This window comes from Mesorhizobium sp. P2_H9 (assembly GCF_056403215.1).
The window spans coordinates 126,306-151,258 of record NZ_JBFUFX010000012.1; the positions used below are offsets into that span (position 1 = coordinate 126,306).

24 protein-coding genes and 1 pseudogene are annotated in these 24,953 nt (G+C 63.5%); 17 read left to right on the forward strand and 8 right to left on the reverse strand.

All coding sequences use genetic code 11. The annotated features are described in order from the left end of the window. The first annotated feature begins 13 nt into the window (after positions 1 to 13). The 7 genes from AC1DXN_RS22875 (at position 14) to AC1DXN_RS22905 (ending at position 5,948) form a co-directional block, all read left to right on the forward strand. On the forward strand, positions 14 to 217 hold the full coding sequence (locus tag AC1DXN_RS22875) for a hypothetical protein (RefSeq protein ID WP_477421670.1): 204 nt from the start codon (positions 14 to 16) through the stop codon (positions 215 to 217). Positions 218 to 411: 194 nt separating this feature from the next. Further along, positions 412 to 666, forward strand: a complete 255-nt coding sequence (locus AC1DXN_RS22880) for a GlsB/YeaQ/YmgE family stress response membrane protein (RefSeq protein ID WP_477271297.1) — start codon at positions 412 to 414, stop codon at positions 664 to 666. Positions 667 to 691: 25 nt separating this feature from the next. Then, entirely contained in the window at positions 692 to 838 is a 147-nt protein-coding gene (locus AC1DXN_RS22885) for a hypothetical protein (protein WP_477271299.1), read from the forward strand. A 66-nt stretch (positions 839 to 904) separates the two neighbouring features. After that, a complete protein-coding gene (locus tag AC1DXN_RS22890) occupies positions 905 to 1,777 on the forward strand; it encodes a hypothetical protein (protein ID WP_477271301.1) in 873 nt (290 codons plus the stop codon). A 327-nt stretch (positions 1,778 to 2,104) separates the two neighbouring features. After that, positions 2,105 to 2,485 carry a hypothetical protein gene (locus AC1DXN_RS22895; RefSeq protein WP_477271303.1) on the forward strand — a complete coding sequence of 127 codons (381 nt, stop codon included), beginning with the start codon at positions 2,105 to 2,107 and terminating at the stop codon, positions 2,483 to 2,485. Between the two features lie 374 nt (positions 2,486 to 2,859). After that, entirely contained in the window at positions 2,860 to 5,139 is a 2,280-nt protein-coding gene (locus tag AC1DXN_RS22900; RefSeq protein WP_477271305.1) for a transglycosylase domain-containing protein, read from the forward strand. Between the two features lie 56 nt (positions 5,140 to 5,195). After that, positions 5,196 to 5,948: an SDR family NAD(P)-dependent oxidoreductase gene (locus tag AC1DXN_RS22905; RefSeq protein ID WP_477271307.1), complete on the forward strand. Its 753-nt coding sequence runs from the start codon at positions 5,196 to 5,198 to the stop codon at positions 5,946 to 5,948. Positions 5,949 to 5,974: 26 nt separating this feature from the next. Here the strand turns inward: AC1DXN_RS22905 and AC1DXN_RS22910 are convergent, their stop codons facing one another. Beyond that, positions 5,975 to 6,895, reverse strand: a complete 921-nt coding sequence (locus AC1DXN_RS22910) for a zinc-binding dehydrogenase (protein ID WP_477271309.1) — start codon at positions 6,893 to 6,895, stop codon at positions 5,975 to 5,977. Positions 6,896 to 7,000: 105 nt separating this feature from the next. Here AC1DXN_RS22910 and AC1DXN_RS22915 point away from each other — a divergent pair, with 105 nt between their 5' ends. After that, positions 7,001 to 7,810 carry an AraC family transcriptional regulator gene (locus tag AC1DXN_RS22915; RefSeq protein WP_477271311.1) on the forward strand — a complete coding sequence of 270 codons (810 nt, stop codon included), beginning with the start codon at positions 7,001 to 7,003 and terminating at the stop codon, positions 7,808 to 7,810. A 140-nt stretch (positions 7,811 to 7,950) separates the two neighbouring features. Here the strand turns inward: AC1DXN_RS22915 and AC1DXN_RS22920 are convergent, their stop codons facing one another. Further along, positions 7,951 to 8,400: a baeRF12 domain-containing protein gene (locus AC1DXN_RS22920; protein ID WP_477271313.1), complete on the reverse strand. Its 450-nt coding sequence runs from the start codon at positions 8,398 to 8,400 to the stop codon at positions 7,951 to 7,953. Positions 8,401 to 8,815: 415 nt separating this feature from the next. On the opposite strand from AC1DXN_RS22920, the gene cysG reads away from it, so the two are divergent. The 7 genes and pseudogenes from cysG to AC1DXN_RS22955 all read left to right on the forward strand — a co-directional run bounded on the left by cysG (position 8,816) and on the right by AC1DXN_RS22955 (position 16,174). After that, complete coding sequence (cysG, locus tag AC1DXN_RS22925; protein WP_477271315.1) at positions 8,816 to 10,267, forward strand: siroheme synthase CysG; 1,452 nt, start codon at positions 8,816 to 8,818, stop codon at positions 10,265 to 10,267. After that, the gene (locus AC1DXN_RS22930) at positions 10,264 to 10,569 is read left to right on the forward strand and encodes a DUF2849 domain-containing protein (protein WP_477271316.1); all 306 of its coding nucleotides are present in this window, start codon (positions 10,264 to 10,266) and stop codon (positions 10,567 to 10,569) included. Before cysG ends, AC1DXN_RS22930 begins: the two co-directional genes overlap by 4 nt. A 46-nt stretch (positions 10,570 to 10,615) precedes the next feature. Continuing rightward, positions 10,616 to 12,286, forward strand: a complete 1,671-nt coding sequence (locus AC1DXN_RS22935; protein ID WP_477271318.1) for a nitrite/sulfite reductase — start codon at positions 10,616 to 10,618, stop codon at positions 12,284 to 12,286. After that, positions 12,261 to 13,025 (forward strand): phosphoadenylyl-sulfate reductase, encoded by a 765-nt coding sequence (locus tag AC1DXN_RS22940; RefSeq protein ID WP_477249238.1) that lies wholly within the window; start codon positions 12,261 to 12,263, stop codon positions 13,023 to 13,025. Before AC1DXN_RS22935 ends, AC1DXN_RS22940 begins: the two co-directional genes overlap by 26 nt. A gap of 112 nt (positions 13,026 to 13,137) precedes the next feature. Then, complete coding sequence (locus AC1DXN_RS22945) at positions 13,138 to 13,671, forward strand: DUF934 domain-containing protein (RefSeq protein ID WP_477271320.1); 534 nt, start codon at positions 13,138 to 13,140, stop codon at positions 13,669 to 13,671. A 95-nt stretch (positions 13,672 to 13,766) separates the two neighbouring features. Beyond that, a pseudogene (locus tag AC1DXN_RS22950) lies at positions 13,767 to 15,360 on the forward strand (GMC family oxidoreductase). Positions 15,361 to 15,556: 196 nt separating this feature from the next. Continuing rightward, positions 15,557 to 16,174: a DJ-1/PfpI family protein gene (locus AC1DXN_RS22955; protein ID WP_477249232.1), complete on the forward strand. Its 618-nt coding sequence runs from the start codon at positions 15,557 to 15,559 to the stop codon at positions 16,172 to 16,174. A gap of 95 nt (positions 16,175 to 16,269) precedes the next feature. Here the strand turns inward: AC1DXN_RS22955 and AC1DXN_RS22960 are convergent, their stop codons facing one another. From AC1DXN_RS22960 to AC1DXN_RS22970, 3 genes are all read right to left on the reverse strand, one after another. Further along, positions 16,270 to 17,220 (reverse strand): phosphoribosylaminoimidazolesuccinocarboxamide synthase, encoded by a 951-nt coding sequence (locus tag AC1DXN_RS22960; RefSeq protein WP_477271322.1) that lies wholly within the window; start codon positions 17,218 to 17,220, stop codon positions 16,270 to 16,272. 63 nt (positions 17,221 to 17,283) lie between these two features. Further along, entirely contained in the window at positions 17,284 to 18,306 is a 1,023-nt protein-coding gene (locus AC1DXN_RS22965) for a fatty acid desaturase (protein ID WP_477249229.1), read from the reverse strand. Between the two features lie 94 nt (positions 18,307 to 18,400). Then, positions 18,401 to 18,604 (reverse strand): hypothetical protein, encoded by a 204-nt coding sequence (locus tag AC1DXN_RS22970; protein WP_477249227.1) that lies wholly within the window; start codon positions 18,602 to 18,604, stop codon positions 18,401 to 18,403. A 237-nt stretch (positions 18,605 to 18,841) separates the two neighbouring features. Between AC1DXN_RS22970 and grpE the strand changes: the two genes are divergently transcribed. Continuing rightward, positions 18,842 to 19,477, forward strand: coding sequence for a nucleotide exchange factor GrpE (gene grpE / locus AC1DXN_RS22975; protein ID WP_477249225.1), 636 nt, complete (start codon positions 18,842 to 18,844; stop codon positions 19,475 to 19,477). A 163-nt stretch (positions 19,478 to 19,640) separates the two neighbouring features. Continuing rightward, positions 19,641 to 20,273 (forward strand): trimeric intracellular cation channel family protein, encoded by a 633-nt coding sequence (locus tag AC1DXN_RS22980; protein ID WP_477271324.1) that lies wholly within the window; start codon positions 19,641 to 19,643, stop codon positions 20,271 to 20,273. 108 nt (positions 20,274 to 20,381) lie between these two features. Here AC1DXN_RS22980 and olsB read toward each other — a convergent pair whose 3' ends face one another. The 3 genes from olsB to acuI all read right to left on the reverse strand — a co-directional run bounded on the left by olsB (position 20,382) and on the right by acuI (position 24,947). Continuing rightward, a complete protein-coding gene (gene olsB / locus AC1DXN_RS22985) occupies positions 20,382 to 21,263 on the reverse strand; it encodes a l-ornithine N(alpha)-acyltransferase (RefSeq protein WP_477271326.1) in 882 nt (293 codons plus the stop codon). A 286-nt stretch (positions 21,264 to 21,549) separates the two neighbouring features. Continuing rightward, positions 21,550 to 23,838, reverse strand: a complete 2,289-nt coding sequence (locus AC1DXN_RS22990; RefSeq protein ID WP_477271328.1) for a response regulator — start codon at positions 23,836 to 23,838, stop codon at positions 21,550 to 21,552. A gap of 119 nt (positions 23,839 to 23,957) precedes the next feature. Next, the gene (gene acuI / locus AC1DXN_RS22995; protein ID WP_477249219.1) at positions 23,958 to 24,947 is read right to left on the reverse strand and encodes an acrylyl-CoA reductase (NADPH); all 990 of its coding nucleotides are present in this window, start codon (positions 24,945 to 24,947) and stop codon (positions 23,958 to 23,960) included. Positions 24,948 to 24,953 lie beyond the last annotated feature (6 nt).

Here is a 24,953-nt window from a genome sequence, read left to right on the forward strand (position 1 = left end):
TGAGGGGATGGACATGGCTGACCGCAAACCGATCTMCACCGCGCCAATGGACGGCTCCAAGATCACTGTCCAATGGAAAGACAGCGACGGCGTGATCAACGAATCTCCCGCGCAATATCGCGACGATGGCTGGTGGGTCTATGTCGACAGCCATACGCAGAAGAAGGTCGAGCCGACCAGCTGGCGGCCTGCCACTGGTGACGATGACGACGAGTGACGCCGCCGCTGGCGGGACCAGCCGCTTTTATCTTTTTATTTTGACGCAATTCCGCAAGGGAAAACGCTGCGCGTTTTTCCCGGGAAAACCGTTTCACACTTTTCCTGGAATTGCTCTAGCCTGAAGCCGTTGAATCGGGGCCGATTCGGGGCCTTCCGCTCCGTCGTCGCCTCATCCTTGCGGAGGACCTCGCTATGGGTATCGAAAGCCTTCTCGTCTTCATCATCATCGGCGCCATTGCCGGCTGGCTCGCCGGCCTCATCGTCTCGGGCTTCGGTTTCGGCCTGATCGGCAACATCATCGTCGGCATCGTCGGTGCGTTCATCGCCGGCTGGCTTTTCCCAAGGCTCGGCTTCGCCATCGGCGGCGGCATTCTCGGCTCCATCATCAACGCCACGATCGGTGCCGTCATCCTGCTACTGCTGGTCAAGATCTTGAAACGAGCGTGAGGCTCGATATCGCAGGGAGCGCGCCATGAAACAGAACACACTCTATCTCCTCATTGGCGCGCTCGTTGTCGTGGTCATTGCCCTCGGCATCTACGTCTATCGCGAGGAAACCAAGCCAAAAGGCGTGGAACTCAAGATCGACGACAAGGGCATTTCGATCCAGCAGAACTGAGCGCATGCTGCGGAGCGTGATCTGATCCTCGACGACGAGACAGGGCCGGACGACGACGAGATCAAGATGTCCGTCGAGGAATGGCTGAGGTTCAACCCTCAGCCCAGGTTCATGAACGCCATTCGCGACCGGCTGCGGGTGTTTCGTTTCTTGAGAAAGCCGCCAGCGTCCAGCGCACTGCATGACCGTGAGGCCTCATTCGCGGATACCATGGTCGCCACGGTGGCGTTCAACCGGCCAGACGTGATCGAATGGCAGATCTATCTGGCGCGCCGGCACCTGGCCGAGCGCGACGGCTACATCGTTTTCGACAACAGCAGCAATGACGAGGCCAGGCTCGCGATCGCCGATCTATGCCAGCGACAGCGTGTCCCCTATGTCGGCCTGCCCAGAAACAAACTGTATGTCAGCGCCTCGCATGGCCTGGCGCTGAACTGGATCATGCGCAATTTCGTGAGAAAGGTCAGGCCGCTGCGGTTCGGCTTCATCGACCACGATATCTTTCCCACCGAGGCGTTCTCCATTCGCGAGCGGATGCAGGGCAAAATCCTCTACGGCTATCCGCGCCGCGATACGCCGACGCCGGGCGGTTGGTTTCTGTGGCCGGGCTTCTGTTTCTTTGACGGGAGCGTGCTGCGGCAGCGCCTGGATTTCGCGCCAAGCGGCAAATTCCACATGGATGCCGGCGGCGGCAACTGGCCGCTGCTCTATCGCCCGGCCGATCCGGGCCAGGTCCGCTTTGCGAAAAGGAAATGGCACCGCTTCGGAGCCGGCCGCAGCCTCTATGATGGCTTCTTCAAGGAGATCGACGGTTGGCTGCATGTGGGCAACGCTTCGCGGTGGAAGCAGCCGCAGGTCGACAGGCGCGAACCGCTCGGCGCCCTGTTGCGGCAGGCGAGTGGCGCCGATGCGCCGGATGTGGCGTTCGAGCCGATCTGATGCTGTTCGGCCAGGCCCGCAAAACGCGCTTGTTTGATTTCAATGGGTTACGGTTCGATTGTAAAACCATCAGCCAGTGCGACTAGCCGGCTTGTGCCCGGCCGACCGTCTGACGCCATTGCTCCCGCTCGCGCGGCCACTCACAATGCTGGCAGCGTGGCACTCGGTGAAGTTGAAAATTGCCGGCAAGGCAGGGCCATTGCATCGTCGTAGCGCCGGAAGAAAGGCCAACCCGGCATGGAATCAGAATGACGGATCGACGCTTCGGCGTTATGATACCGGCATAGGGCGTTTGGGGCCAACCAACCTAACTATCAGGAGGTTGCCATGAAGTACCAAACACTGGACCAACTGCATGCAGTGGCCGAGGTCAACACACAGCCGGTAATGAGCCGAACCCAGCGTCTCGTGCGTTGGGCCGAGCTTCTTGAACGTGAGCCCAGCCGGCTCCTGACCGCGCTCGCCGGGACCGAATACCGTGCGCCGCCCGAGCGCGATGTCATGCGAGGCGACGGCTCGCCGATATCGGTTGCCTTCACGGACCCCATTTTGCACGATGAGGGTCTGAAAGACGACAATTATGGCGAAGCCAAGCGCTTCTTCGAGCTGACCGACCACCAACTGCACGAGATTGTCTGCTACTGCCATGTCGGCGAGGTAATGCAATCCTCCAGGGCAGCGCTTTCCGTTCGTGCGGCGATTGGCTGATGCATGTTCCACCAAGTGATTGCTTGGTGACGAGATGGTTAGAGCGCGGTCGAATGCACGGCAGGCAACAGTCTGCTGATCACGCTCTAACGAGGGCCATACTTGCGACTGCCTGCCAAAGTCCGCGCGGCGGCTGGCAGTGGTCGAGGGCTTTGCGCCCGGACAAAATGCTACGGCTTCTGATTTGTTCTGTCTTGAGCCTACGACCGTTCGCTGGCGCCAAAATCAGGTGCCTCGAACAGAGCGGCAACGGGGTAGTCTGCCAAGCATTTGATTATCAAACGCTTTGAATTTTCCGACTTAACGCGCCTTTAAACTGCCGCATCTACTCTTCAACCCGAACGCCATAGGCATCGGGACAGACAGCGCAGGGCATGGCGAACCGCAAAGACAGCCGCATCGAACCCAGCTTCGAGGGAACGCCACGGGCGAAATCTCCGGCCGGTTTTTCGGTGAGCGAGGAGGATCGCGTCGTGCCGAGCAATCGCAAGTCCTCCTCAGGACGCAAGTCGGCCAGGGCGAAATCGTCGCGCCGGGGTCGCGGCAGAAGCCGGCGCGGCCTGTTCGGGGTGCTTGCCCGATTGTTCTACTGGTGCTTCGTGATGGCCATCTGGGGTGGCATCGCGGTGGCCGGCATCGTCGTCTATTACGGCGCCAAAATGCCCGCGGCCACCACCTGGTCGATCCCCGACCGTGCCCCCAACATCAAGATCGTTTCCGTTGATGGCCAGTTGCTCGCCAATCGCGGCATGAGCGGCGGCGAGGCCGTCGGCCTGCACGAAATGTCGCCCTACATCCCCGAGGCCGTCATCGCCATCGAGGACCGCCGTTTCTATTCGCATTTCGGCATCGACCCGATCGGTCTTTCGCGCGCCATGGTGACCAATGTTCTCGGCCGGCATTTTTCGCAGGGCGGCTCGACGCTGACCCAGCAGCTGGCCAAGAACCTGTTCCTGAAGCCGGATCGCACGCTGGAACGCAAGGTGCAGGAAGTGCTTTTGGCGCTGTGGCTGGAGCACAAGCACACCAAGGACCAGATTCTCGAAATGTACCTCAACCGGGTCTATTTCGGTTCCGGCGCCTATGGCGTCGAGGCGGCTTCGCGCCGCTATTTCGGCAAGAGCGCGCGCGATGTCACGCTGTCGGAAGCAGCGCTTCTGGCCGGCCTGTTGAAGGCGCCGTCGCGGCTGTCGCCGGCGCGTGACCCGAAGGCGGCCGAGGAGCGCTCGCAGCTGGTGCTGGCCGCCATGCGCGACGAGGGCAAGATCAGCGCCAAGGAACTGGCCTTTGCGATGAGCGCGCCGGCGACGCGTTCGCCGTCCTACTGGACCGGTTCGGAAAACTATGTCGCCGACACCATCATGGAAGAATTGCCCGACCTGATCGGCGACGTGCGGGGCGACATCGTCGTCAACACCACCGTCGACCTGAACCTGCAGAAGCTCGCCGAACAATCGATCCGCCGGCTGATCGACGAGAGCGGCAAGAAACTCAATGTCAGCCAGGGCGCGCTGGTGTCGATCGACAATTCCGGCGCCGTGCGCGCCATGGTCGGCGGCTATGATTATTCGACCAGCCAGTTCGACCGCGCCTCGGAAGCCCGTCGCCAGCCAGGCTCGGCCTTCAAGCCGTTCGTCTACATGGCGGCCCTGGAAGCTGGACGCACGCCAGACAGCATGCGCAACGACGCGCCGATCAAGATCGGCAAGTGGACGCCGGACAATTACGGCGGCAAGTATTTCGGCAAGGTGACGCTGGCGACCGCTTTGGCGAAATCGCTGAACTCGGTCGCGGCACAGCTGACCATGGAGGTCGGGCCCGACGCGGTGGTCGAGGCGGCGCACCGCATGGGCATCCAGTCCGACCTGATTGCCAACACCTCGATTGCGCTCGGCACCTCCGAGGTGACGCCGCTGGAATTGACCTCAGCCTATGTTCCCTTCGCCAATGGCGGCTACAGACCGGACATCCATTTCATCCGGCGAGTGACGACCACCGACGGCAAGGTGCTGTTTGACGACAATGGCGGCAGCGCACCTCGCGTCGTCAAGACCGAGATCGTCGGCATGATGAATTCGATGATGACCGGCACGGTCGAGACCGGCACGGCCAAGAAGGCGGCTTTTGCCTGGCCGGCCGCCGGCAAGACCGGCACCAGCCAGAATTCGCGCGACGCCTGGTTCGTCGGCTACACCGCCAATCTCACCACCGGTGTGTGGTTCGGCAATGATGACGGCAGCCCGATGAAGAAGGTCACCGGCGGCGCGCTGCCGGCGCAGGCCTGGCATGAGTTCATGGTCGCAGCACACGAGGGCGTGCCGGTGCGGCCGTTGCCCGGAACCTGGAAGTCGACGCCGGCCGACACGATCGTGCAGGACGAAATACCGTCATCGGGTACGGCACAGCCGGCACCGGTGCCGCCGGCGTCCGTCGGCCAGTCAGCACCGGCGCCACGGGCGGCTGTGCCTGTCGCCCAGGCGCCAGCGCCGACGCGCGCGCCGCGGCCTGCCGAAACGGTCGATGCCGACGGCTTCGACATGCCCGGCGACGGCGGCACCACCGCCTCGATCAAGCACCCGGTGCCGCCCGGCAGCGTCGGCGGCCCGACCAAGAAGCGGAAGACCTCCATCCTCGACATTCTCGGCGGCGGCTAAGCGACCCCTCGCCACCGCAATCGCCTTCCGCTACATGTCCGGCTGGAGACAGCGACATGGCCGAGACCGACACCAGAAAAACCATCGTGCTGACCGGCGCCAGCCGCGGCATCGGCCATGCCACGGTCAAGCGCTTTTCGCGCGAGGGCTGGCGGGTCATCACCTGTTCGCGCCAGGCCTTTGCCGAGGATTGTCCGTGGCCGGCCGGTCCGGAAGACCATATCAAGGTCGATCTCGCCGATCAGGAGGATGTCGGCATCGCCGTCTCGGAAATCCGCCGCCGGCTGGAAGCGCATGGCGGCCAACTGCATGCGCTGGTCAACAATGCCGGCATTTCGCCGAAGCTCAAGGACGGCAACAGCCGCATGAACTCGATCGACACGCCGATGCATGTCTGGCGCGACGTGTTCCAGGTGAATTTTTTTGCGCCGATCATGCTCGCGCGTGGCCTCTTCAAGGAGCTTGCCGCAGCGAAAGGATCAATCGTCAACGTCACCTCGATCGCCGGCACCCGTGTGCATCCCTTCGCCGGCACGGCCTATGCGACCTCGAAGGCAGCACTCGGCTCGCTGACGCGCGAAATGGCGCATGATTTTGGCCCGCACGGCATCCGCGTCAACGCCATAGCACCGGGCGAAATCGATACCGCGATCCTGTCGCCGGGCACCGACAAGATCGTCGAGACGATCCCGCTGCGACGGCTGGGCACCACGGCCGAAGTCGCCGACATCATCTTCTTCCTGTGCTCGCAGCAAGCGTCCTATGTGACGGGTTCGGAAATCCACATCAATGGCGGCCAGCACGTGTGAGCGGCTGACTTCAGGCTAAGGACTGCTCATCCGCCTATGGTGAGAACAGCCTTGCCGCTGAAGCTGCGTTGTCGCAGTGCGCCCAGGGCCTGAGCGATGTCTGTCCACGGCAGGGTTAGGGACAGGCGGGTGTCCAGCCGACCCGCCGCGACCAGAGCGAGCAGCGAGGCGATGTCCGCGCCAATGCCGGAACCGGACGTGTAGTAGGCGAAGGTCTGAAGCCTCGCTCCCTCGTGACCGGGAACGAACTGGCGGAACCCGACGGGCGTGAGTTCGCCGCTGCTCGAACCGAACATGACTATGGTCCCGCCAGGTGCGACGCGCTCGATCGCGTGTGCGAGGCTTTGGCCGCCAACCGACTCGGTGATCAGCGAGAATGGCCCACTGGCCAGCTCGATCGACCCGACAACCTGGCCGGCCCCAAGGTTGCGCAAATCCTCGGCATGCCGGGCGGCGGCTATTGCCGTCACCGAGGCGCCTTGCTCGCGGGCGATCTGGATCTGGAGGCGGCCGACCGCACCGCTGGCGCCCGTGACCAGCACCTGCTGTCCCGCGAGATCGCCGCCATGGCGCAAAGTCCTCAGTGCGGTCGTGCCCGCCACGGGGAGCGTGGCTGCGGAGGCATAGCTAACCTCATCCGGCAGGACGGCGAGACGATCGGTTGGAACGGCGACCCGTTCGGCCCAACCGGCCTCGTCGACCAAAGCCACAACCCGGGCACCGACCGCTGGCCCGGAGCCATCGGCTGCTGCCCGTTCGACAATCCCAGCGATGTCCTGGCCGGGTAACCAGCCGTCCGGGCGGATGGCGAGGAGGCGCAGTTCACCGCGATTCAACGAGGTTGCGTGGACCGAAACAAGCGCTTCGCTCGCGAGGGGTTGAGGCTCCTCGACTTCGGCGAGCCTCAGTCCGGTGGTGCTGTCCGAAGACATGACGAGGGCGAGCATGGTTGTCGTTCCTTCCTGCCGGTTTGTGGACGCACCGGATCCTATCGACTTCCCCGATTAAAAAATTTAGCTATCATGGCGAATAGTCGCTAAAAACAGTCAGTCATGAAACAACCGCTCCGCTATCCTTGGCTCGACTTCGATGTCGATGACCATTCCGCCCCTGCGATTGCCGTGCGCGTTGATGTTCCCGAGACCAGAGCGGAGGTGCCCGACCATTGGCACCGCAAAGGCCAACTGGTCTTCGCGCTGGGCGGCGGGGTAACCTGTCGCGTTCCCAGTGGCTGGTGGATGGTGCCGCCGCATTGTGGGGTGTGGATTCCCGGCGGCATGGAGCACAGCAATATCGCGACCGCCAATGCCCGGATTTTCTTCGTCTACATCGAACCGGGAGCCGCCGATCTGCCGGACCGGTGCTGCACGCTTTCGATCTCGCCGCTGCTGCGCGAACTGATCATCGAACTGTCCGATCGCGTGGAGGATGAAGAGGCGAGGGGAGAGCTGTTGACCAGGGTCCTGCTCACCGAACTGCCGCGCATGCCTGTCCAACAGCTACATCTGCCGATCTCGCCCGAGCCGCGCTTGCGGCGGATCGCCGAAGCGTTGGCGCAAGATCCTGCCGACCGCAGCACTCTGGCCGAATGGGCCGACCGCGTCGCGCTCAGCGAAAGCAGTCTCGCCCGTCTCGTGGTGAAGGAGACCGGCTTGAGTTTTGGCCGCTGGCGCCAGCAACTGCACCTGATCGTCGCCATACGGGAGTTGGCCTCCGGTGCGAGCGTGCAGCAGGTTTCAGGCGATCTCGGCTATGACTCCGTCACGGCCTTCATCACCATGTTCAAGAAGGCGCTCGGCAAGCCGCCGGCAAAGTATCTCAGCAGTGTGGCGCAAAATGGCGGCTCTGCATTCGTGGCATGATCAACTCGATCTGGGGAGAGCGTGTCGGCGACGCAAACCGCAGGGCGGAGTTTGGTGGCGCGTGACGCTGAAAGCGAAAGGCGCGCGCAGCACAATCGCTGCACGCGCCGAACGGGTGAATGTCGGAGCCAGACTGGATTTCAGGCTGCCTGCAGCATGGTTTCGATGTCGATCACGGCATGATTGGTCAATGTCTTGGAAATTTCGGCCTGCACCTTGTCGCTGACTTCCTTGTGCAGCTTCTTGCGCATGGTGCCGAGCATCAGGGGCGGCGCGATCAATACGATCTCGTCAAAGATGCCGTGGTGGGCGAGCTTGTAGAGCCGGTCGGCAATCTCGTCGGCGAAGCGTTCCTTGCCCAGCCGCTGCCAGTCGGTGTCCTCGCCGGCGCTGCGCTGCGCTGAAGCGCCATCGTTGTGGCGGCCGGGACTGTCACCGCCTTGCTCGCGCGTCGCCGTATTGTCTTGCTTCATCTCCTGCACGAGCCGCAGGTTCGGATAGAGGCCATCGCCCTCGTTCTTGAGGAACAGCGCTTTTTCGCCATCGGCCACCATGACCCAAAGGCCAGGTTTCAGGTTGATCTTGCTCATCGCGCGCTCCTTCTCGAAGGTTCAAATGCCGCCGAAGATTATTGTTGCGGTAAAGCCCAACGCGTGGCGGAGCGGGAATGTTCCACTGGCGAGGCTGAAGCGGCGGCAGCCCATCTCAAAGCGATTTGACTGCTTTCGCGGGCAGCGTTAGGGCCGGCGGCTTTAATCTACCAAATTGGTAGAATTTAGAAAAATCTGTTTTGTGGCACGGCCCGTTTGTCGCTAAAAGCGCCGCAGAACAAGGCCTGCAACAGCGGCTTGAATCCGCTCTGCGTGCGGATGTGGAATATTTTTCTCTTGGCTGTGACCCTTGCAGAAAAGCGATTGCTTCCCGCGAAGCGATGCGCGAGTGCGTTCCTTCTGGTTTTTCACGCCCGCGCGTAAAACTGCCAAACTGTTCAGGAATCTGCTCGTCATGCCGCAGGCAACGCCCAAGCTCAATGCCTTCCCCGTTTTCATGCGGGTCGAAGGCGAAGCTGTAGCCATCGTCGGCGGCGGCGAAGAGGCGCTGGCCAAGGCGCGGCTGCTCGGCCAGTCGAGCGCGGTGCTAAGGATCATCGCGGAAAACGCCGAACCGGAGCTGCTGACCTTCATCGCACAAAGCGGCGCGATCCACATTGCCGCCGCCTACGATGCCGCGCATCTCGACGACGCGGTCATGGTGTTCGCCGCCAGCGGCGATGAGGTGCTCGACCGCCGCATCGCCGAGGACGCGCGTCGGCTGGGTATTCCAGTCAACGCCGTCGATCGGCCGGAGCTTTGCGACTTCTTCACCCCGGCGCTGGTCAACCGCGCGCCGGTTGCCATTGCCATCGGCACCGAGGGTGCAGGCCCGGTGCTGGCGCAAATGCTGCGCAGCCGCATCGACCGCATGCTGTCGCCCTCGCTCGGACCGCTGGCAAATTTGGCCGCCTCGTTCCGCGGTGCTGCCGAAAAGCTGCTGCCGAGAGGCAATGCCCGCCGCCGCTTCTGGGGCGATTTCTTCGCTGGCGCGCCGGCGCGTGCTGTGGAGGCCGGTGAGCTTTCGCAGGCGCATGATGCTGCGGTCGGCCTGCTGCTTTCGAACGCACCCGCCTCGGGCCATATCGCTCTGGTTGGCGCCGGTCCCGGTGCGGAGGACCTGCTGACCCTGCGCGCCCATCGTCTGCTGATGGAAGCCGACGTCATCGTCTATGACGCGCTGGTGCCGGAGGCGATCGTCGCCATGGGCCGCCGCGACGCCGAGCGCCTGCCTGTCGGCAAGCGCAAGGGATGCCATTCCAAGAGCCAGGAAGAAATCAATGCGCTGCTGGTCGAACTCGGCCGCGACGGCAAGCGAGTGGTGCGGCTGAAGTCGGGCGATCCGCTGGTGTTCGGCCGCGCCGGCGAGGAGATGGCGGCGTTGCGCGATGCCGGCATCGCCTATGATGTGGTCCCGGGCGTCACCGCGGCCTTCGCCGCCGCCGCCGATTTCGAACTGCCGTTGACGCTGCGTGGCGTGTCGTCGTCGATGGTGTTCACCACCGGCCACGACCTCAAGGGCAATTCGCTGCCCGATTGGGCCAAGCTCGCCATTTCCGGCGCCACCGTCGCCGTCTATATGGGCCGCTCAGTCGCTGCCGAGGTAGCGGAACGGCTGATCGAAGCCGGTCTGTCGCCGGATACGGCAGTTGCCGTGGTCGAGAATGCCAGCCTGCAAAATCGCCGCCGCTTCCACGGCACGCTCGCCGACCTGCCGTCGCTGGAGGCGCGCGCCGACCTGACCGGACCGGTGATGACCATCATCGGCGACGCGGTCGCCGGGGCAAACTTTGAACGTTCCGAGCCGCTGGCGGCACACAGGCACGAACGCGCGGATGTCGTGCCGCGCGAAGGAGTTGAACAATGAAGGTTCTGACCGCAAACCGCCTCACCGATGGCATTGCCGTCTGGTACGCCAATGGCGGCTGGGCGGAGACGATCGACAGTGCCGATCTCGCCCATGACAAGGCGGCCGAGGACCGGCTGGAGGCGATCGGTGCTGCGGCCTATGCCAACAATGAAGTGGTCGACGTCAATCTGATCGACGTGACCGTCGTGGACGGTATCGTCGAGGCGCTACGGCTGCGCGAAAAGATCCGCGCCGCCGGCCCCACCAACCGCAACGATCTGGGCAAGCAGGCCCGTCCGGAAGCCGTCCGGGCGGCATAGACGCAGCATTGATTTAGGCGGGCGGACGCGCCCGGAAAGACGAAGCATGTACCGTTACGATGAGTTCGACCACGATTTTGTCCAGGCCCGCGTCGCCGAGTTCAGCGACCAGGTCGAGCGCCGGCTTGCCGGTGAGATCACCGAGGACCAGTTCCGGCCGCTGCGGCTGATGAACGGCGTCTACCTGCAACTGCACGCCTACATGCTGCGCATCGCGGTGCCCTACGGCACGCTGAGCGGCAAACAGCTGCGCATGCTTGGCCACATCGCCCGCAAATACGACAAGGGCTACGGCCATTTCACCACGCGGCAGAACATCCAGTTCAACTGGCCGGCGCTGTCGGACATTCCGGCGATCCTGGCCGATCTGGCGAGCGTCGAGATGCACGCCATCCAGACCAGCGGCAACTGCATCCGCAATGTCACCGCCGACCATTTCGCCGGTGCTGCCGCCGACGAGGTCGCCGATCCGCGCCCTTATGCGGAAATCCTGCGCCAATGGTCGTCGGTGCATCCGGAATTCTCGTTCCTGCCGCGCAAGTTCAAGATCGCGGTTACGGGTGCGGAGCGCGACCGCGCCGCTATCCAGACGCATGATATCGGCCTGCATCTGAAGAAGAACGCGGCCGGCGAACTCGGCTTTGCCGTCTATGTCGGCGGCGGCCAGGGCCGCACGCCGATGGTGGCCAAGAAAATCCGCGATTTTCTGCCTGAGGCGGACCTTCTGTCCTACTGCACGGCGATCCTGCGCGTTTACAACCTCTATGGCCGCCGCGACAACAAGTACAAGGCGCGCATCAAGATCCTCGTCCACGAGACCGGCGTCGAGGAAATCACCCGCCAGGTCGAGGCCGAGTGGCTGGAGCTGAAGGACGCCGAGCTGAAGCTGCCCGAAGCCGATATCCGCGCCATCGATGCCTATTTCGCGCCACCGGCACTGAGCGACCGGCCGGAGGGCGACGCTTCGGTCAGGCTGGCCCGGCTCGACTCCAAGAGTTTTTCGGAATGGCTCGACCAGAACGTGGTGACCCACCGCCATCCCGATTATGCCGCGGTGACGATCTCGCTCAAGGGCATCGGCGAAGCGCCGGGCGACGCCTCCGACAGCCAGATGGAAGCGGTCGCCGATATCGCCGAAAAATATTCCTTCGACGAGCTTCGCGTCAGCCATGAGCAGAACCTGATCCTGCCGCATGTGGCGCGCGCCGACCTCAAGGCGGTCTACGACGCGCTGGTCGATATCGGACTGGCGACCGCCAACTCCAACCTGATCACCGACATCATCTCCTGCCCCGGCCTCGACTATTGCGCACTGGCGACGGCGCGCTCGATCCCGATCGCGCAGGAAATCTCGCTGCGCTTCGCCTCGCTGGAACGGCAGCGCGACATCGGCGAACTGAAGCTGAAGATTTCCGGCTGCATCAATGCCTGCGGCCACCACCATGTCGGCCATATCGGCATTCTGGGGGTGGAGAAGAAGGGCGCCGAGCTCTATCAGGTGACGCTTGGCGGCTCGGCTGACGAAAACACTTCGGTCGGCGAGATCATCGGCCGCGGCTTCAGTTCGGAAGAAATCACCGACGCCATCGAGCAGATCGTCGAAACCTATCTCGGCCTTCGGCTCGATCGCACAGAAAAATTCATCGACGCCTACCGCCGTGTCGGTCCCGCGCCGTTCAAGGAGGCGCTCTATGCTGGCGAAACCAAGGCCGCTTGACCGGATCGTCGACGTCGAGCAAGGCATCGCTGCGCAGGCAGCGGGGCTCGACGCGCTCTATGGTCATCTGACCCCGCTCGAGATCATCGAGCGGTCGGCCAGAGAACTTTTTCACGGTGAGATCGCCGCCGTTTCATCGTTCGGCGCCGATTCGGCCGTGCTGCTGCACATGATCGCCAAGATCGACCGCACGCTGCCGGTGATCTTTCTCGACACCGGCAAGCATTTCGAGGAGACGCTCGGTTACCGCGACGCGCTCGTCGCCGATTTCGGCCTGACCGACATCCGCGTGATCACCCCCGACGAGGCGGCGCTTTCGCGTATCGATCCGACCGGCAATCTGAACCAAACCGACACCGACGCCTGCTGCGATGTGCGCAAGGTCGAGCCGCTGGCGCGCGGCGTTGAGCCGTTCCGCGCCTGGTTCACCGGCCGCAAGCGCTTCCAGGCAGCGACACGGGCATCGCTTCCCATCTTCGAGGCGGTCGGTTCGCGCATTCGCATCAATCCGCTGGCGCGCTGGACGACGTCCGACCAGGCCGACTACATGCGCGCGCATGCGCTGCGCGAGAATCCGCTGGTCGCCTATGGCTATCTGTCGATCGGTTGCTTCCCATGCACTCAGCCGGTGCAGCCGGGCGATGATGCGCGCAGCGGCCGTTGGGCCGGGCATGCCAAGACCGAGTGCGGCATCCATTTGTCGGGGCTGGAGAAGTCGCTGACCGACGCCTCCCTTTAGGGTATGTTGGTATTCAGCCGGCCTGCAAACGGCGGTCCCCACCCTGAAGCCGCCGGCTTGGTCTGGACTGACTTTCAGCAAACTTTCGATTCTTTGGGGCTTTAGGAATTTGATGACCGAACAGACGACACCGGAGACCCGCCTCTGGACCCCGACGGGTTTTCGCGAGGACGAGTGGGCGCATGCCGAAAGCGCTGAGGCGCTGTCCGGCAACGGTCGCTTCATCCTGCCGCTGCAGGCGTTTCTCAGCCTTGATCCGGAGGTGCGCCGGTCGGCGAAGGAGCGCATCGGGGTGCTGCTTCAGCCCGGCGACCCGCTGGAAAAGATTGCCGACCTGCTTGACCAGCTGTCGCTGGTGGCGCTGGCCTTCCCGGCGTTCAGCGACGGCCGCTCCTTCTCCAAGGGCGAGTTGCTGCGCAGCCGCTACCATTTCGAGGGCGCGGTGCGCGCCTTCGGCCAGGTTCTCGTCGATCAGCTGCCGCACATGCTGCGGCTCGGCTTCGACGAGTTCGAGGTCTCGCATCCGGTGCTTTTGAAGCGGCTCGAGGAAGGCCGCACCGGCGGCCTGTCGCTGTACTATCAGCCAACCGCCGAGCCGGAGCCCAAGGGACCAAAGTACTCCTGGCGGCGCGAACGCGCCGGCTGACGTTGCGGTAATCCCACACGACTTTACATCGGCTGCGATCAGGCCTTCTCTGACCGTCCGGACGGAAACATCCGCCGGGCGCCAGGGAGGAGACCATGCGCTACGATTACGTCATCGCCGGTGGCGGTTCGGCCGGCTGCACGCTTGCCGCAAGGCTCTCCGAAGATGCCTCGAAAACGGTCTGCCTCATCGAGGCTGGCGGCGAGGGCAAGGATCTGCTCATCCGCGCGCCGGCAGGCATCATCGCGTTGCTGCCGGGCCGGCCGAAGATCAACAACTGGGCCTTCCAGACGGTGCCGCAGGAGGGCTTGGGCGGGCGCAAGGGCTACCAGCCGCGCGGCAAGGCGCTCGGCGGCTCCAGCGCCATCAATGCCATGCTCTACACGCGCGGGCATCGCGGCGACTATGACGAATGGGCCGGTCTCGGCTGCGACGGCTGGTCGTGGGACGAGGTGCTGCCCTATTTCCGGCGCGCCGAAGGCAATCAGCGCGGCGCCGACGCCTTGCATGGCGGCGACGGGCCGTTGCGCGTCGGCGAGCAGCAGGAGCCGCGCCCGATCGCCAAGGCCTTTGTCGAGGCCTGCGGCGAAAACCAGATCCGCCGCAACGATGATTTCAACGGGCCGGAGCAGGAGGGGGCAGGGCTTTATCAGGTCACGCAGTTCTGGGGCGAGGCTCGCGCCGGCGAACGTTGCTCGGCTGCTGCCGCTTACTTGCATCCGGCGATGAGCCGGCCGAACCTCACCGTCATCACCGGTGCACATGCCACCGGCGTCGTCCTTGATGGCAAGCGCGCCACCGGCGTGCGCTACCGCGCGGGTAAAAGCGAGGCCGTGGCGGAAGCCAGGCGCGAGGTGATCCTGTGCGGCGGCGCTTTCGGATCGCCGCAGCTTTTGCTGTTGTCCGGCATCGGCCCGGCGGCCGAACTTGCCATGCACGGGGTTCCGCTCGTCCACGAACTGCCCGGTGTCGGACAGAACCTGCAGGACCATCTCGATTTCATCCTGGCCTGGACGTCCAGGGAGACCGACCTGATGGGCATCGGCCTGCGCGGCACACCTGGCCTGCTGCGGCACATGCTGCGCTGGCGCAAGGACGGCAGCGGCATGATCGCCACGCCCTATGCGGAAGGTGGCGCCTTCCTCAAATCCGATCCGGCGATCGACCGGCCCGACCTGCAACTGCATTTCTGCATTGCTATCGTCGACGATCACGGCCGCAAGCTGCATATGGGCTATGGCTTTTCCTGCCATGTCTGCGTGCTCAGGCCGCATTCGCGCGGCACGGTCGGGCTGTCGACGCCAGATCCCCTGGCGCCGCCGCGCCTCGACCCGCGCTTTCTCTCCGACGAACGCGATGGCCACCTTTTGCTCAAGGGGGTCAGCATGATGCGCGGCATCCTGGAGGCGCCGGCGCTGGCGAAGTATCGCCACAAGGAAATCTACACCGCCGGCGCTGCCAGCGATGCCGAACTGATGGCGCATATCCGCGCGCGCGCCGACACGATCTATCACCCGGTCGGCACCTGCAAGATGGGCGTCGACGAGATGGCGGTGGCTCAGGGTGCGCGGGCTGCAAGGGCTGCGTGTTGTCGACGCCTCGGTGATGCCGACCTTAATCGGCGGCAACACCAATGCGCCGACGATCATGATTGCCGAAAAGGCGGCCGACATGATCAAGGCCGCCTGATCGTCACCTGTCTCTGGTCGAACCAGTCATGCCCCTTTTGTCCATCGCGAAGAATTCTGGTGCGGCATCAGCTGCATTGCGCAAAATCTGGTCAGACCAATTGTGCGAATCACGCTTTTCCTTTTGCCGTCTTGCCCTTAGGATAGGTCCATTATTTCGTAATCCGAAATAAATGACCACCAAGGGAGGAACCGGAATGGCAGGCAAGAGGATATTGATGCTCGTTGGTGAGTTCAGCGAGGAATACGAGATTTTCGTCTTTGAACAGGCCATGCATGCGGTTGGCCACACCGTGCATGTCGTCTGCCCCGACAAGAAGGCGGGCGACATCCTCAAGACGTCGCTGCACGATTTCGAGGGTCACCAGACCTATACGGAAAAGCTCGGCCACGATTACATCCTCAACAAGACCTTTTCCGAGGTGAAACCGGCCGAATACGATGCCGTCTATGCGGCGGGCGGGCGCGGGCCGGAATACATTCGCATCGACAAGCGGGTCCAGGCGCTGGTGCGGCATTTCCACGAAACCGGCAAGCCGATCTTCACCATCTGCCACGGCGTGCAGATCCTGATTGCGGTCGACGGCGTCGTGCGCGGCCGCCAAGTGGCAGCACTGCAGTATTGCGAGCCGGAGGTCACGCTGGCCGGCGGCATCTACATCGATGTCGCGCCAACCGGCGCCCATGTCGACGGCAATCTGGTGTCGGCCAAGGGCTGGCCCGGGCTGGCCGCCTTCATGCGCGAATGCCTGAAAGTGCTAGGCACCGAAATCCGCCATGGCGAGATCCTGCGCGACGAGCGCAAGGCGGCCTGATCCGGGATTTTTGCCAATGCCGCCGCGCCGCATGGGGTGCGGCGGCGGCCCTTTGCTTTCGAGGCTCTATCGCATCGGCCGGGAAATCGGATCCGTCAGAAGTAACGCTTGAGATTGCCGCGGATGCGATCCAGCACGGTGTCGCCAGTGAGGTCAGGCACGAATTCCTTGCCGGTGATCGCTTCATAGGCCTGCGCGTAAACCCGTGAAGTCTGGTTGATGATCTCGTCGGGAATCCTCGGGATCGGTTCCTTGTAAGGATCGCAGCGGGCCGAGACCCACGACCGAATGAAATCCTTGTCAAAACTGTCCGGCCGCGTGCCGTTCTGGAGCGCCTGTTGGTAGGTCGTCGCGATCCAGTAGCGGCTGCTGTCGGGCGTGTGAATTTCATCGGCAAGAACGATCGTTCCGTCCTTGTCGACGCCGAACTCGTATTTCGTGTCGGCGAGGATCAGGCCACGCTCGGTAGCGCGCGTCTGGCCTCGCGCGAACAGCTGCAAGGCGTAGCTTGAAACGGTCTGCCATTGCGCCGGTGTGAGAAGCCCTTGCTCGATGATTTCGGCTTCGGACAGGGGTTCATCATGACCGCCGTCAAAAGCCTTGCTGGTCGGGGTGATGATCGCTTGGCGAAGCTTTTCGTGGGCGCGCAATCCGTCCGGCAGGACGGTGCCATACATATGCCGCTCGCCGTTCTTGTATTTGGTCAGAATTGACGTGCTGGTGGTTCCTGCAAGATAGCCACGCACGACAATTTCGACCGGCAGGATTTCGAGCCGCGTGCCCACGACAACGTTGGGGTCGGGATATTCAAGCACATGGTTCGGGCAGATATCGGCGGTCTCTTCGAACCAGTGCCGGGCGATCTGCGTCAGGATTTCTCCCTTGAACGGGATCGAGGTCAGGATGGTGTCGAAGGCACTGATGCGGTCAGTGGCGATAATGATGCGTCGCCCGTCCGGCAGGTCGTAATTGTCCCGTACCTTGCCGTTGTAGCGGTTCGGCAGTTCGGGAATGAAAGCATCTGTGAGAACGCGGAGATCGCTCATGAAGGATATCGTCTGTCGGTGGGGTTACAGATCCGGCTCGCGCTGCGCCCGATCCGATTGGTGCTAAATCGCCATCCGCGCTTCGCGGAATGACACCAGCTTGCGGCGGTTCTCGTCCCACAGCGCCAGCTTGACGCAGCGCAGGCTGTCGAGAAGCGTGACGCGGCCGATGTTGCGCAGTTCCGGATAGTCGCGCAGCACTTCCGGAAGCCGGTAGCACGGCACCTTGGCGGAGAGGTGATGGACGTGGTGAACGCCGATGTTGCCGGTGAACCAGTTCAGCACCGGCGGCAGGTCATAGTAGGACGATCCATGCAGCGCCGCATGCTGGAATTCCCATTCGGAATCCTTCGCCCACTCTGTCTCCTCGAATTGGTGCTGGACGTAGAACAGCCAGACGCCGGCCGAACCGGCGAGGATGACGATGGGCAGATGGACGACCAGGAACGCGCCGGGACCGACAAACCAGATGAGGATTGCCGCGGCGAGCGCGATGGCGAGGTTGGTGGCCATCGATGACACCCAGGGCGTCAGGCCACCCCGCATCATGCCGACCGGCAGCCGCTGCTCAAAAATGAAAAGCCATATCGGCCCAAGGCCGAACATCACCAGCGGATGGCGATAGAGACGATAGCCAAGACGGCCTCGCCACGACATCTGCCGGTATTCGGCGACGGTCAGCGTCCTGATGTCGCCCATGCCGCGCTCGTCGAGATTGCCGGCGCTGGCGTGATGGGTGGCGTGGGCGCGGCGCCAGCAATCATAGGGCGTCAGCGTCAGCACGCCCAGGCTGCGGCCGATCCAGTCGTCGGCATAGCGATTGGCGAAGAAGGAGCCGTGGCCGCAATCGTGCTGGATCATGAAAATCCGCACCAGAAAGGCCGCCGCCGGGACGATGAGGATCAAACCCCACCAATGGCCATAGGAATAGGCGGCCGAAGACAGCGCCCATAACGTGACGAAAGGGATGAGGGTGATTGCAAGTTCGAGGGTGCTGCGTCGCCTGTCAGGCTTCTTGTAGCGCGCTAGAATCTTCAACCAGGCACGCCTGCTGTTGGCAGCAGCCTCGGGGGAAATCATGTTCATCAGGAAGCATAGACGCAGCCCGCCGCTGCCGCAAGGCGCAGATCACGCCAAATTACTGTGCGTAAATGTCGCGCGATGCAAGACGTCCGTGGCGCTATTGCCGGCGGTCACCGCCGGCCAGGCTGCCTTCCACACCGTCCAGCCGGTCGAGCAGGTCCCTGAAATGGTCGGGAATGTCGGCCTCGGTGCGGAAGGCCGGCAGTGTGCGCAGGAAGCGGGTCGTTGCCTCGGTGGTGAACTGGCGCCTGATATCGGCAGCGAGACTTTCGCGCCTGTCGCCATTGTTGCGGGTCATCATCTCAAAATCCTTTGTCGAGACCGAAACTCCTCCAGCAAGGGAATGGTTCCCCCATCGCAACATTCAGGCAAGCAAAGCCGGTGATTACAGTAAAATTTGAATTAAAATGAAACGCCTTCGCAACGCACCGGCAAGGCGCGACAGGTGGCCGTCAATACTGCTTACCCCTTGATTTTTGGCTGCCAAACCTCGATATCGGGCACAAATCCGAACCATTCGAAATGACGGGAAACGGCGATGAGCGACCAGACGAAAGACGAACGCGCGCCCGAGGACATCGAAACGGCCGAGGCCATTGGCGAGCGCGCCGAAGGCAGCATCGACGGCGACTATGAAGCGCTGGTGCGGCTTCTGAAGGAAAACGAAGAGCTGAAGGACCGCGCGCTGCGCGTCGCGGCCGAGATGGAAAACCTGCGCCGCCGCACCGCGCGCGACGTGCATGACGCACGGACCTATGCGGTGGCCAATTTTGCCCGTGACATGCTGTCGGTGTCGGACAATCTGCGCCGCGCGCTTGACGCCATTCCGGCCGAGGCCAAGGCATCGGGCGATGCCGGGTTCAAGGCGCTGATCGACGGCGTCGAGATCACCGAGCGCGCCATGCTGTCGGCGCTGGAGCGGCACGGGGTGAAGAAGCTCGAGCCGCAAGGCGAGAAGTTCGATCCGAATTTCCATCAGGCGATGTTCGAGGTGCCCAATCCGGACGTGCCGGCCAACACCGTCGTCCAGATCGTACAGCCGGGCTATTCGATCGGCGAGCGCGTGCTGCGGCCGGCCATGGTCGGCGTCGCCAAGGGCGGCCCCAAATATGTGGCGAGCGAAACGCCTGTCGAACCTGGGCCGGTCAATGATGAGGCCGAGAGGGACGCTTGAAGGAATAAGGGAGTAGGGGAATAAGGGAATAAGGGAGTAGGGGAGTAGGGGAGTAAGGCAGTAGGAGAAAAGAGCAGTCGTACCAATTGCGCGGCTTCGTGCTATTCATACTCCCCTACTCCCCTACTCCCCTACTCCCCTACTCCCCTACTCCCGTAGCCCCATGAACCCCATCGACCTCCTCGACTATGCCGGTGTCGCCGTCTTCGCGGCCACAGGTGCGCTTGCCGCCTCGCGCAAGCAGCTCGACATTATCGGTTTTCTGTTCCTGGCCAGCGTCACCGGCATCGGCGGCGGCACGTTTCGCGACGTCATCCTCAATTTGCCGGTGTTCTGGGTCGCCAACCGCGATTATGTGCTGATCTGCGCAGTGGTAGCGGTGCTGGTCTTCTTCAGCGCGCACCGTGTCGAATCCCGCTACAAATTGCTGCTCTGGCTCGACGCTGTCGGCCTCGCGGCGTTCTCGGTGATGGGCGCCGCCAAGGGTCTGGCCATCACCGGCTCTCCGGTCGTGTCAGTCATCACCGGCGTGCTCACCGCGACCTTTGGCGGCATTCTGCGCGACCTTCTGGCCGGCGAGCCGTCAGTGCTGCTGAGACCCGAAATCTATGTCACCGCCGCTCTTGCCGGAGCTACGCTGTTTACGCTTGGCGATCTCGCTGGGCTGCCGCCACTCGCCTCAGGCCTCGCCGGCTTCGCAGCGGCTTTCCTGGTGCGCGGCGGGGCACTCAAGTTCGGCTGGTCGTTTCCGTCCTACAAGAGCCGGCCGGGACGGCGGCCGGAGGATATTCCTTGAGAGTGAGTAGCGAATAGGGAGTAGCGAATAGGGGATAGCAGTCCGCAAGATTGCGGCGTAGCTCTCGCTATTCGCTATTCGCTATTCGCTATTCGCTATTCGCTGGCGTCAGGCGGCGAAGCGCTGGGCTTCCCCACCATAGTAGTTGACGTAGCGCGCACCGATTTCCTTGACCGGCATCACGACGAACACGTCGACCGTCGAGAATTCGCGGTCGATGACGCAGCCGTCACCGATGCGGGCGCCGACGCGCAGATAGCCCTTGACCAGCGGCGGCATCGCCGCGATGGCCGCCTTGGCGTTGACGGCCTCGATCGGCATCAAATCCATGGAGCAATAGCGCCCGGTGACCGCGCGTACATCCCAGGCCGAGTTGGTCCGGCAGTGATGGGCAAGATAGGTGAGCGCCTCGGCATGCGCCGCCGGCACGGTGCCGTGGAACGAGGCGCAGCCGGTCATCACGCCGATCTCATAGTGCTTGATATAGGCCCATATGCCTTGCCACAGCGCCTCGATGGTGCGCTTCGAGCGGTATTCCGGCAAAACGCAGGAGCGGCCGAGTTCGAGGAAACGCTGGCCGGGATGGCGGGCGATGAGCTTGGTCAGCTCGAATTCACCCTCGGAATAAAACCCGCCTGCGGTGGCCGCGATTTCCTGCCGCAGAAGGCGGTAGGTGCCGACGATGCGGCGGTGCTCGGGGCCGGAGAGCGTGGTGTCGAAGACGAGCAGATGGTCGCAGAGCGGATCGAACCGATCGGCGTCGCGGTGATCCTGGAACAGGTCCTTCCTGGCGCCAAGCTCGTCATAAAATACCCGGTAGCGCACTTCCTGGGCAGCGGCGATCTCGGCCTCGTTGCGGGCGAGCCGCACTTCGAGGTTGCCGATCCGGCCGAGCGAAGCGCCTTTTATGACGGAATCGGCGCTACGCCCGGCGAGCAGTGCGCTGCTGGCGTTCGGCCGAGTGTCACATTCCGGCATAACTGTATGCACGAGTGATTCTCCTTCGAGCCATCCCTCTTGGCACGGGGATACGGTGTAGGTGCAACAGGATTGTGACAGTACCGTGATACAGCGCTCTGGGCAATACTTCGCCGGCTGGCCAGCGCGCGACTTCGGCAAGCGGAATCAGTTTTTGCCGTGCTCGCCTTCGGTTCCGCAAGGGATGATGTGCCGAGCCAAAAGCGCTGCAACGTCCGGGCGCGTCCCACAAGACACGCGGCGCTCCAAGGCTGTCAGCCGGCTACATTATATGGGCAGCGAAAGGGCGGATACCAATTCAGGCGGCTACCTGGCCCTCGACGGCGTGAACCAAAGCGTCGGGGTCGAGCGGCTTGGTGACGAAGCCGCTGGCGCCATGGGCGAGCACGGCGTGGCGGGTCTTTTCCTGGCTGTCGGCGGAAAGCACCATGATCGGCACCGGCGGCACCGCCATTTCCTCCTCGTGACGGCGGATGGCGGCGATCGCATCAAGCCCGTCCATAACGGGCATGTGCAGGTCCATCAGCACCACGTCAAAACGATGTTTGAGCCCGGCATCGGTGACGGCCTCGACCGCGGCCTTGCCGTTGCCGACCACTTTCACGCGATGCCCGGCCTTCACAAGCGTGGCGCGGGCGAGCATGGCGTTGATGTCGTTGTCCTCGGCGATCAGCACCGACAGGCCTTGCCGGCGACCACCGAGGGTACGAATGGAGGGGGCTCCGCGTTTTTCCGGCTGCGGCTTGGGCAGCGTCGGGGCATGGCTGGTCAAAAGTACGCGCAACAGCGTCTCGCCGCGCACCGGCCTTGCCAGGAAGGTGGCGTAGCCACTGGCGCGGAATTCGCCAAGCATGCCGCGGTCGGTCGGCGCGATCAGCGTGATGGCCTCGCAATCGGCAAAGCCGCTTTGGCGCAAGCGCTTGAGCAGCCGTCCATCGCTGTCTTCCATGGCTGCATCGATCAGAAGCACGTCGCAGTCCGCGGCAAAAGGCGCCGCCTGGGCCGAGGTAGCAGCCAGATTGACGACGCCGCCATGGGCACGGATGGTGCGGGCGATGGCATCGGCCTCGATGGCGTTCTTCGAGACGATCACCGCGTGCCGGCCCGATAGAATGCTCTGGCGGTTTTGCGGTGCCTCGGTGGCCGCAATGGCCGGGATTTCGAAGACGAATTCAGATCCTTCGCCGAGCCGGCTCGACACCGAGATGGTGCCGCCCATGGCTGTCACCAGGCGCCTGGAGATGGCAAGACCGAGGCCGGCGCCGCCATGCACACGGGTCGAGGTGCCGTCGGATTGTTCGAATTCCTCGAAGATGCGCTCCATGTCGTCCTCGCGCAGTCCGGGGCCGGTGTCGGCAACGATGAAGCAAATGCGGTCGGTCGTCTCGGTGCGTGCCCGTGCGACGCTGACCAGCACGCCGCCGCTGTCGGTGAATTTGACGGCATTGCCGATGAGGTTGAGCAGCACCTGCCTCACCCTGCCGGGGTCGGCTGTGATCATCAGCGGCACGTCGGGTTCGACGTGACAGCCGAGGCCGATGTTCTTGGCGAAGGCTTTCGCCGCCATCAGTTCGATGATGTTGTCGGCGATTTCGCGCAGCGATGTCGGCTGCGGTTCCGGGTCGAAGCGGCCTGCCTCGATCTTGGAATAGTCGAGCAGGTCCTCGATCAGGGCGAGCAGTGCGCTGGCCGAGGTCGAGACGGCACTGACATAGGTCCGCTGCTCAGGCGAAAGATGGGTGTCGGCCAGAAGCTTGGCCATGCCCATGATGCCGTTCATCGGCGTGCGGATTTCATGGCTGACGGTTGCGAGGAAGCGCGATTTGGCCTGGCTTGCATATTCGGCGCGTTCGCGGGCGGTGATCAGTGACGATTCCGCGCGCTTGCGGGCGGTGATGTCGCGGGCGATCGCCCGGTGCGAGACGGCGCCCGAGTCCTTCTCGCGCACCGACAGTTCGATCCACGAGAACCAGCGCGGCCCGGCCGGCGTGCGGATGGCGACGTCGGTGGAGCTCAAACATTCGTGATCCGAAAAGGCGGCATCGGGGACAATGCCGACGTCGATGCCGAGTTCGGTCAGGGTCTTGCCGGCAAGGTCGCGCTGATCGATTTCGACAAGGCCGGCGAAAACCTTGTTGGCATAGACGATGTGGCCGTCGCGGTCGCGATGGACGACGAGGTCGCCCAGCGCATCGATGAGCCCGCGAAAACGCTCCTCGCTCTCCTGCATCTCCCACATGCGATCGGCCAGCGTCTCGATCTCGGCGCGGCTGCGGGCCGTGGCTTCGTCGAGCAGGGCCACTGTCCGGCGCTCGGCGCGCCTGGCGCGCAGATGCATGACGAGGCCGCCCATGCCGGTCGCTAGCAAGCCGATGGTGATGAAGATCGGCGCTCCGGTCAGATGCGACAGTCCCGCCAGAACGGCGATGGCGACGACCGTCAGGAAGGGCAGGCCCTCGCGGGTGGCGGGCGGCAGTTCGGGCGCCAGCGGCGGCGCGACGAGAATCCGCCGCTTCGGCAGCTCGGGGCTCAGCCCGTCGATGCCTTCGGCACTGTCCGTCTCCCTGATGCCGGATTCCGCGATCATGCGAAATCCCTATCAAACAGAGATTATGGAAGACTGCGGCGGATCGTTCGAATTTTAGCGGTCGGGCAATTCAGGACGGAAAACCGCTTCACATTTTTCCTGGAATGCCCCTGTGGGCCTTACATATCCACCACGACGCGACCGCGGATCTTGCCGTCGACGATGTCATGCGCGGCATCGATGATGCCGTCGAAGCCAATGGTTGTGGACAGGCTGGCGAGTTTCTCAAGGTCGAGATCGGTGCCGATGCGGCGCCACGCCTCGATGCGGACCGCCTTCGGCGCCATCACCGAATCGATGCCGAGCAGCGAAACACCGCGCAGGATGAACGGGGCGACGCTCGACGGCAGATCCATGCCGCCGGCCAGGCCGCAGGCGGCGACCGCGCCGCCATAGGAGGTCATCGACAGCACATTGGCCAGCGTATGGCTGCCGACCGCATCGATGCCGCCGGCCCAGCGCTCCTTGGCCAGCGGCTTTGCCGGTTGGGCGAGCTCGTCGCGCGAGATTACTTCCGCCGCGCCAAGGTCGATCAGATAGGGGCTTTCGGCGTTGCGGCCGGTCGAGGCGATGACATGATAGCCGAGGCTGGACAGGATCGAGACGGCGACCGAGCCGACGCCGCCGGCAGCGCCCGTCACCACCACCGGGCCGCGATCTGGCACGATGCCGTGCCGCTCCAGCGCGATGACGCAGAGCATTGCCGTATAGCCAGCCGTGCCGACCGCCATGGCGTCATGCGCGCTCATGCCGTCCGGCAGCGGCACCAGCCAATCGCCCTTGACGCGGGCGCGTCCGGCATAGGCGCCGAAATGGGTCTCGCCGACGCCCCAGCCGTTCAAGATCACCTTGTCGCCCTTGCGCCAGTCGTCATGGGACGACGAGATGACGGTGCCGGCGAAATCGATGCCCGGCACCAACGGCCAGCGGCGGATCACCGGCGCCTTGCCGGTGATGGCCAGCCCGTCCTTGTAGTTGACCGTCGTCGCTTCGACCGCGACGGTGACATCGCCTTCCATCAGATCGGCTTCGGTGAGATCGGTCACGGCCACCGACTGCTTCTTCTCGGCGTCACGCGAAACGAGGATGGCTTTGAAGGTCTCGGTCACTTTTGT

Bases quoted from the DNA above. Each gene is read 5' to 3' on its own strand.
- AC1DXN_RS22895 (WP_477271303.1), top strand. From the start codon at position 2,105: ATGAAGTACCAAACACTGGACCAACTGCATGCAGTGGCCGAGGTCAAC.
- AC1DXN_RS22990 (WP_477271328.1), bottom strand. From the start codon at position 23,838: ATGATCGCGGAATCCGGCATCAGGGAGACGGACAGTGCCGAAGGCATC.
- cysG (WP_477271315.1), top strand. From the start codon at position 8,816: ATGCCGCAGGCAACGCCCAAGCTCAATGCCTTCCCCGTTTTCATGCGG.
- AC1DXN_RS22940 (WP_477249238.1), top strand. From the start codon at position 12,261: ATGCTGGCGAAACCAAGGCCGCTTGACCGGATCGTCGACGTCGAGCAA.
- grpE (WP_477249225.1), top strand. From the start codon at position 18,842: ATGAGCGACCAGACGAAAGACGAACGCGCGCCCGAGGACATCGAAACG.
- AC1DXN_RS22930 (WP_477271316.1), top strand. From the start codon at position 10,264: ATGAAGGTTCTGACCGCAAACCGCCTCACCGATGGCATTGCCGTCTGG.
- AC1DXN_RS22935 (WP_477271318.1), top strand. From the start codon at position 10,616: ATGTACCGTTACGATGAGTTCGACCACGATTTTGTCCAGGCCCGCGTC.
- AC1DXN_RS22920 (WP_477271313.1), bottom strand. From the start codon at position 8,400: ATGAGCAAGATCAACCTGAAACCTGGCCTTTGGGTCATGGTGGCCGAT.
- AC1DXN_RS22945 (WP_477271320.1), top strand. From the start codon at position 13,138: ATGACCGAACAGACGACACCGGAGACCCGCCTCTGGACCCCGACGGGT.
- AC1DXN_RS22965 (WP_477249229.1), bottom strand. From the start codon at position 18,306: ATGAACATGATTTCCCCCGAGGCTGCTGCCAACAGCAGGCGTGCCTGG.
- AC1DXN_RS22910 (WP_477271309.1), bottom strand. From the start codon at position 6,895: ATGCTCGCCCTCGTCATGTCTTCGGACAGCACCACCGGACTGAGGCTC.
- AC1DXN_RS22915 (WP_477271311.1), top strand. From the start codon at position 7,001: ATGAAACAACCGCTCCGCTATCCTTGGCTCGACTTCGATGTCGATGAC.
- AC1DXN_RS22970 (WP_477249227.1), bottom strand. From the start codon at position 18,604: ATGATGACCCGCAACAATGGCGACAGGCGCGAAAGTCTCGCTGCCGAT.
- AC1DXN_RS22905 (WP_477271307.1), top strand. From the start codon at position 5,196: ATGGCCGAGACCGACACCAGAAAAACCATCGTGCTGACCGGCGCCAGC.
- AC1DXN_RS22955 (WP_477249232.1), top strand. From the start codon at position 15,557: ATGGCAGGCAAGAGGATATTGATGCTCGTTGGTGAGTTCAGCGAGGAA.
- AC1DXN_RS22980 (WP_477271324.1), top strand. From the start codon at position 19,641: ATGAACCCCATCGACCTCCTCGACTATGCCGGTGTCGCCGTCTTCGCG.
- AC1DXN_RS22890 (WP_477271301.1), top strand. From the start codon at position 905: ATGTCCGTCGAGGAATGGCTGAGGTTCAACCCTCAGCCCAGGTTCATG.
- AC1DXN_RS22900 (WP_477271305.1), top strand. From the start codon at position 2,860: ATGGCGAACCGCAAAGACAGCCGCATCGAACCCAGCTTCGAGGGAACG.
- AC1DXN_RS22960 (WP_477271322.1), bottom strand. From the start codon at position 17,220: ATGAGCGATCTCCGCGTTCTCACAGATGCTTTCATTCCCGAACTGCCG.
- AC1DXN_RS22885 (WP_477271299.1), top strand. From the start codon at position 692: ATGAAACAGAACACACTCTATCTCCTCATTGGCGCGCTCGTTGTCGTG.
- AC1DXN_RS22880 (WP_477271297.1), top strand. From the start codon at position 412: ATGGGTATCGAAAGCCTTCTCGTCTTCATCATCATCGGCGCCATTGCC.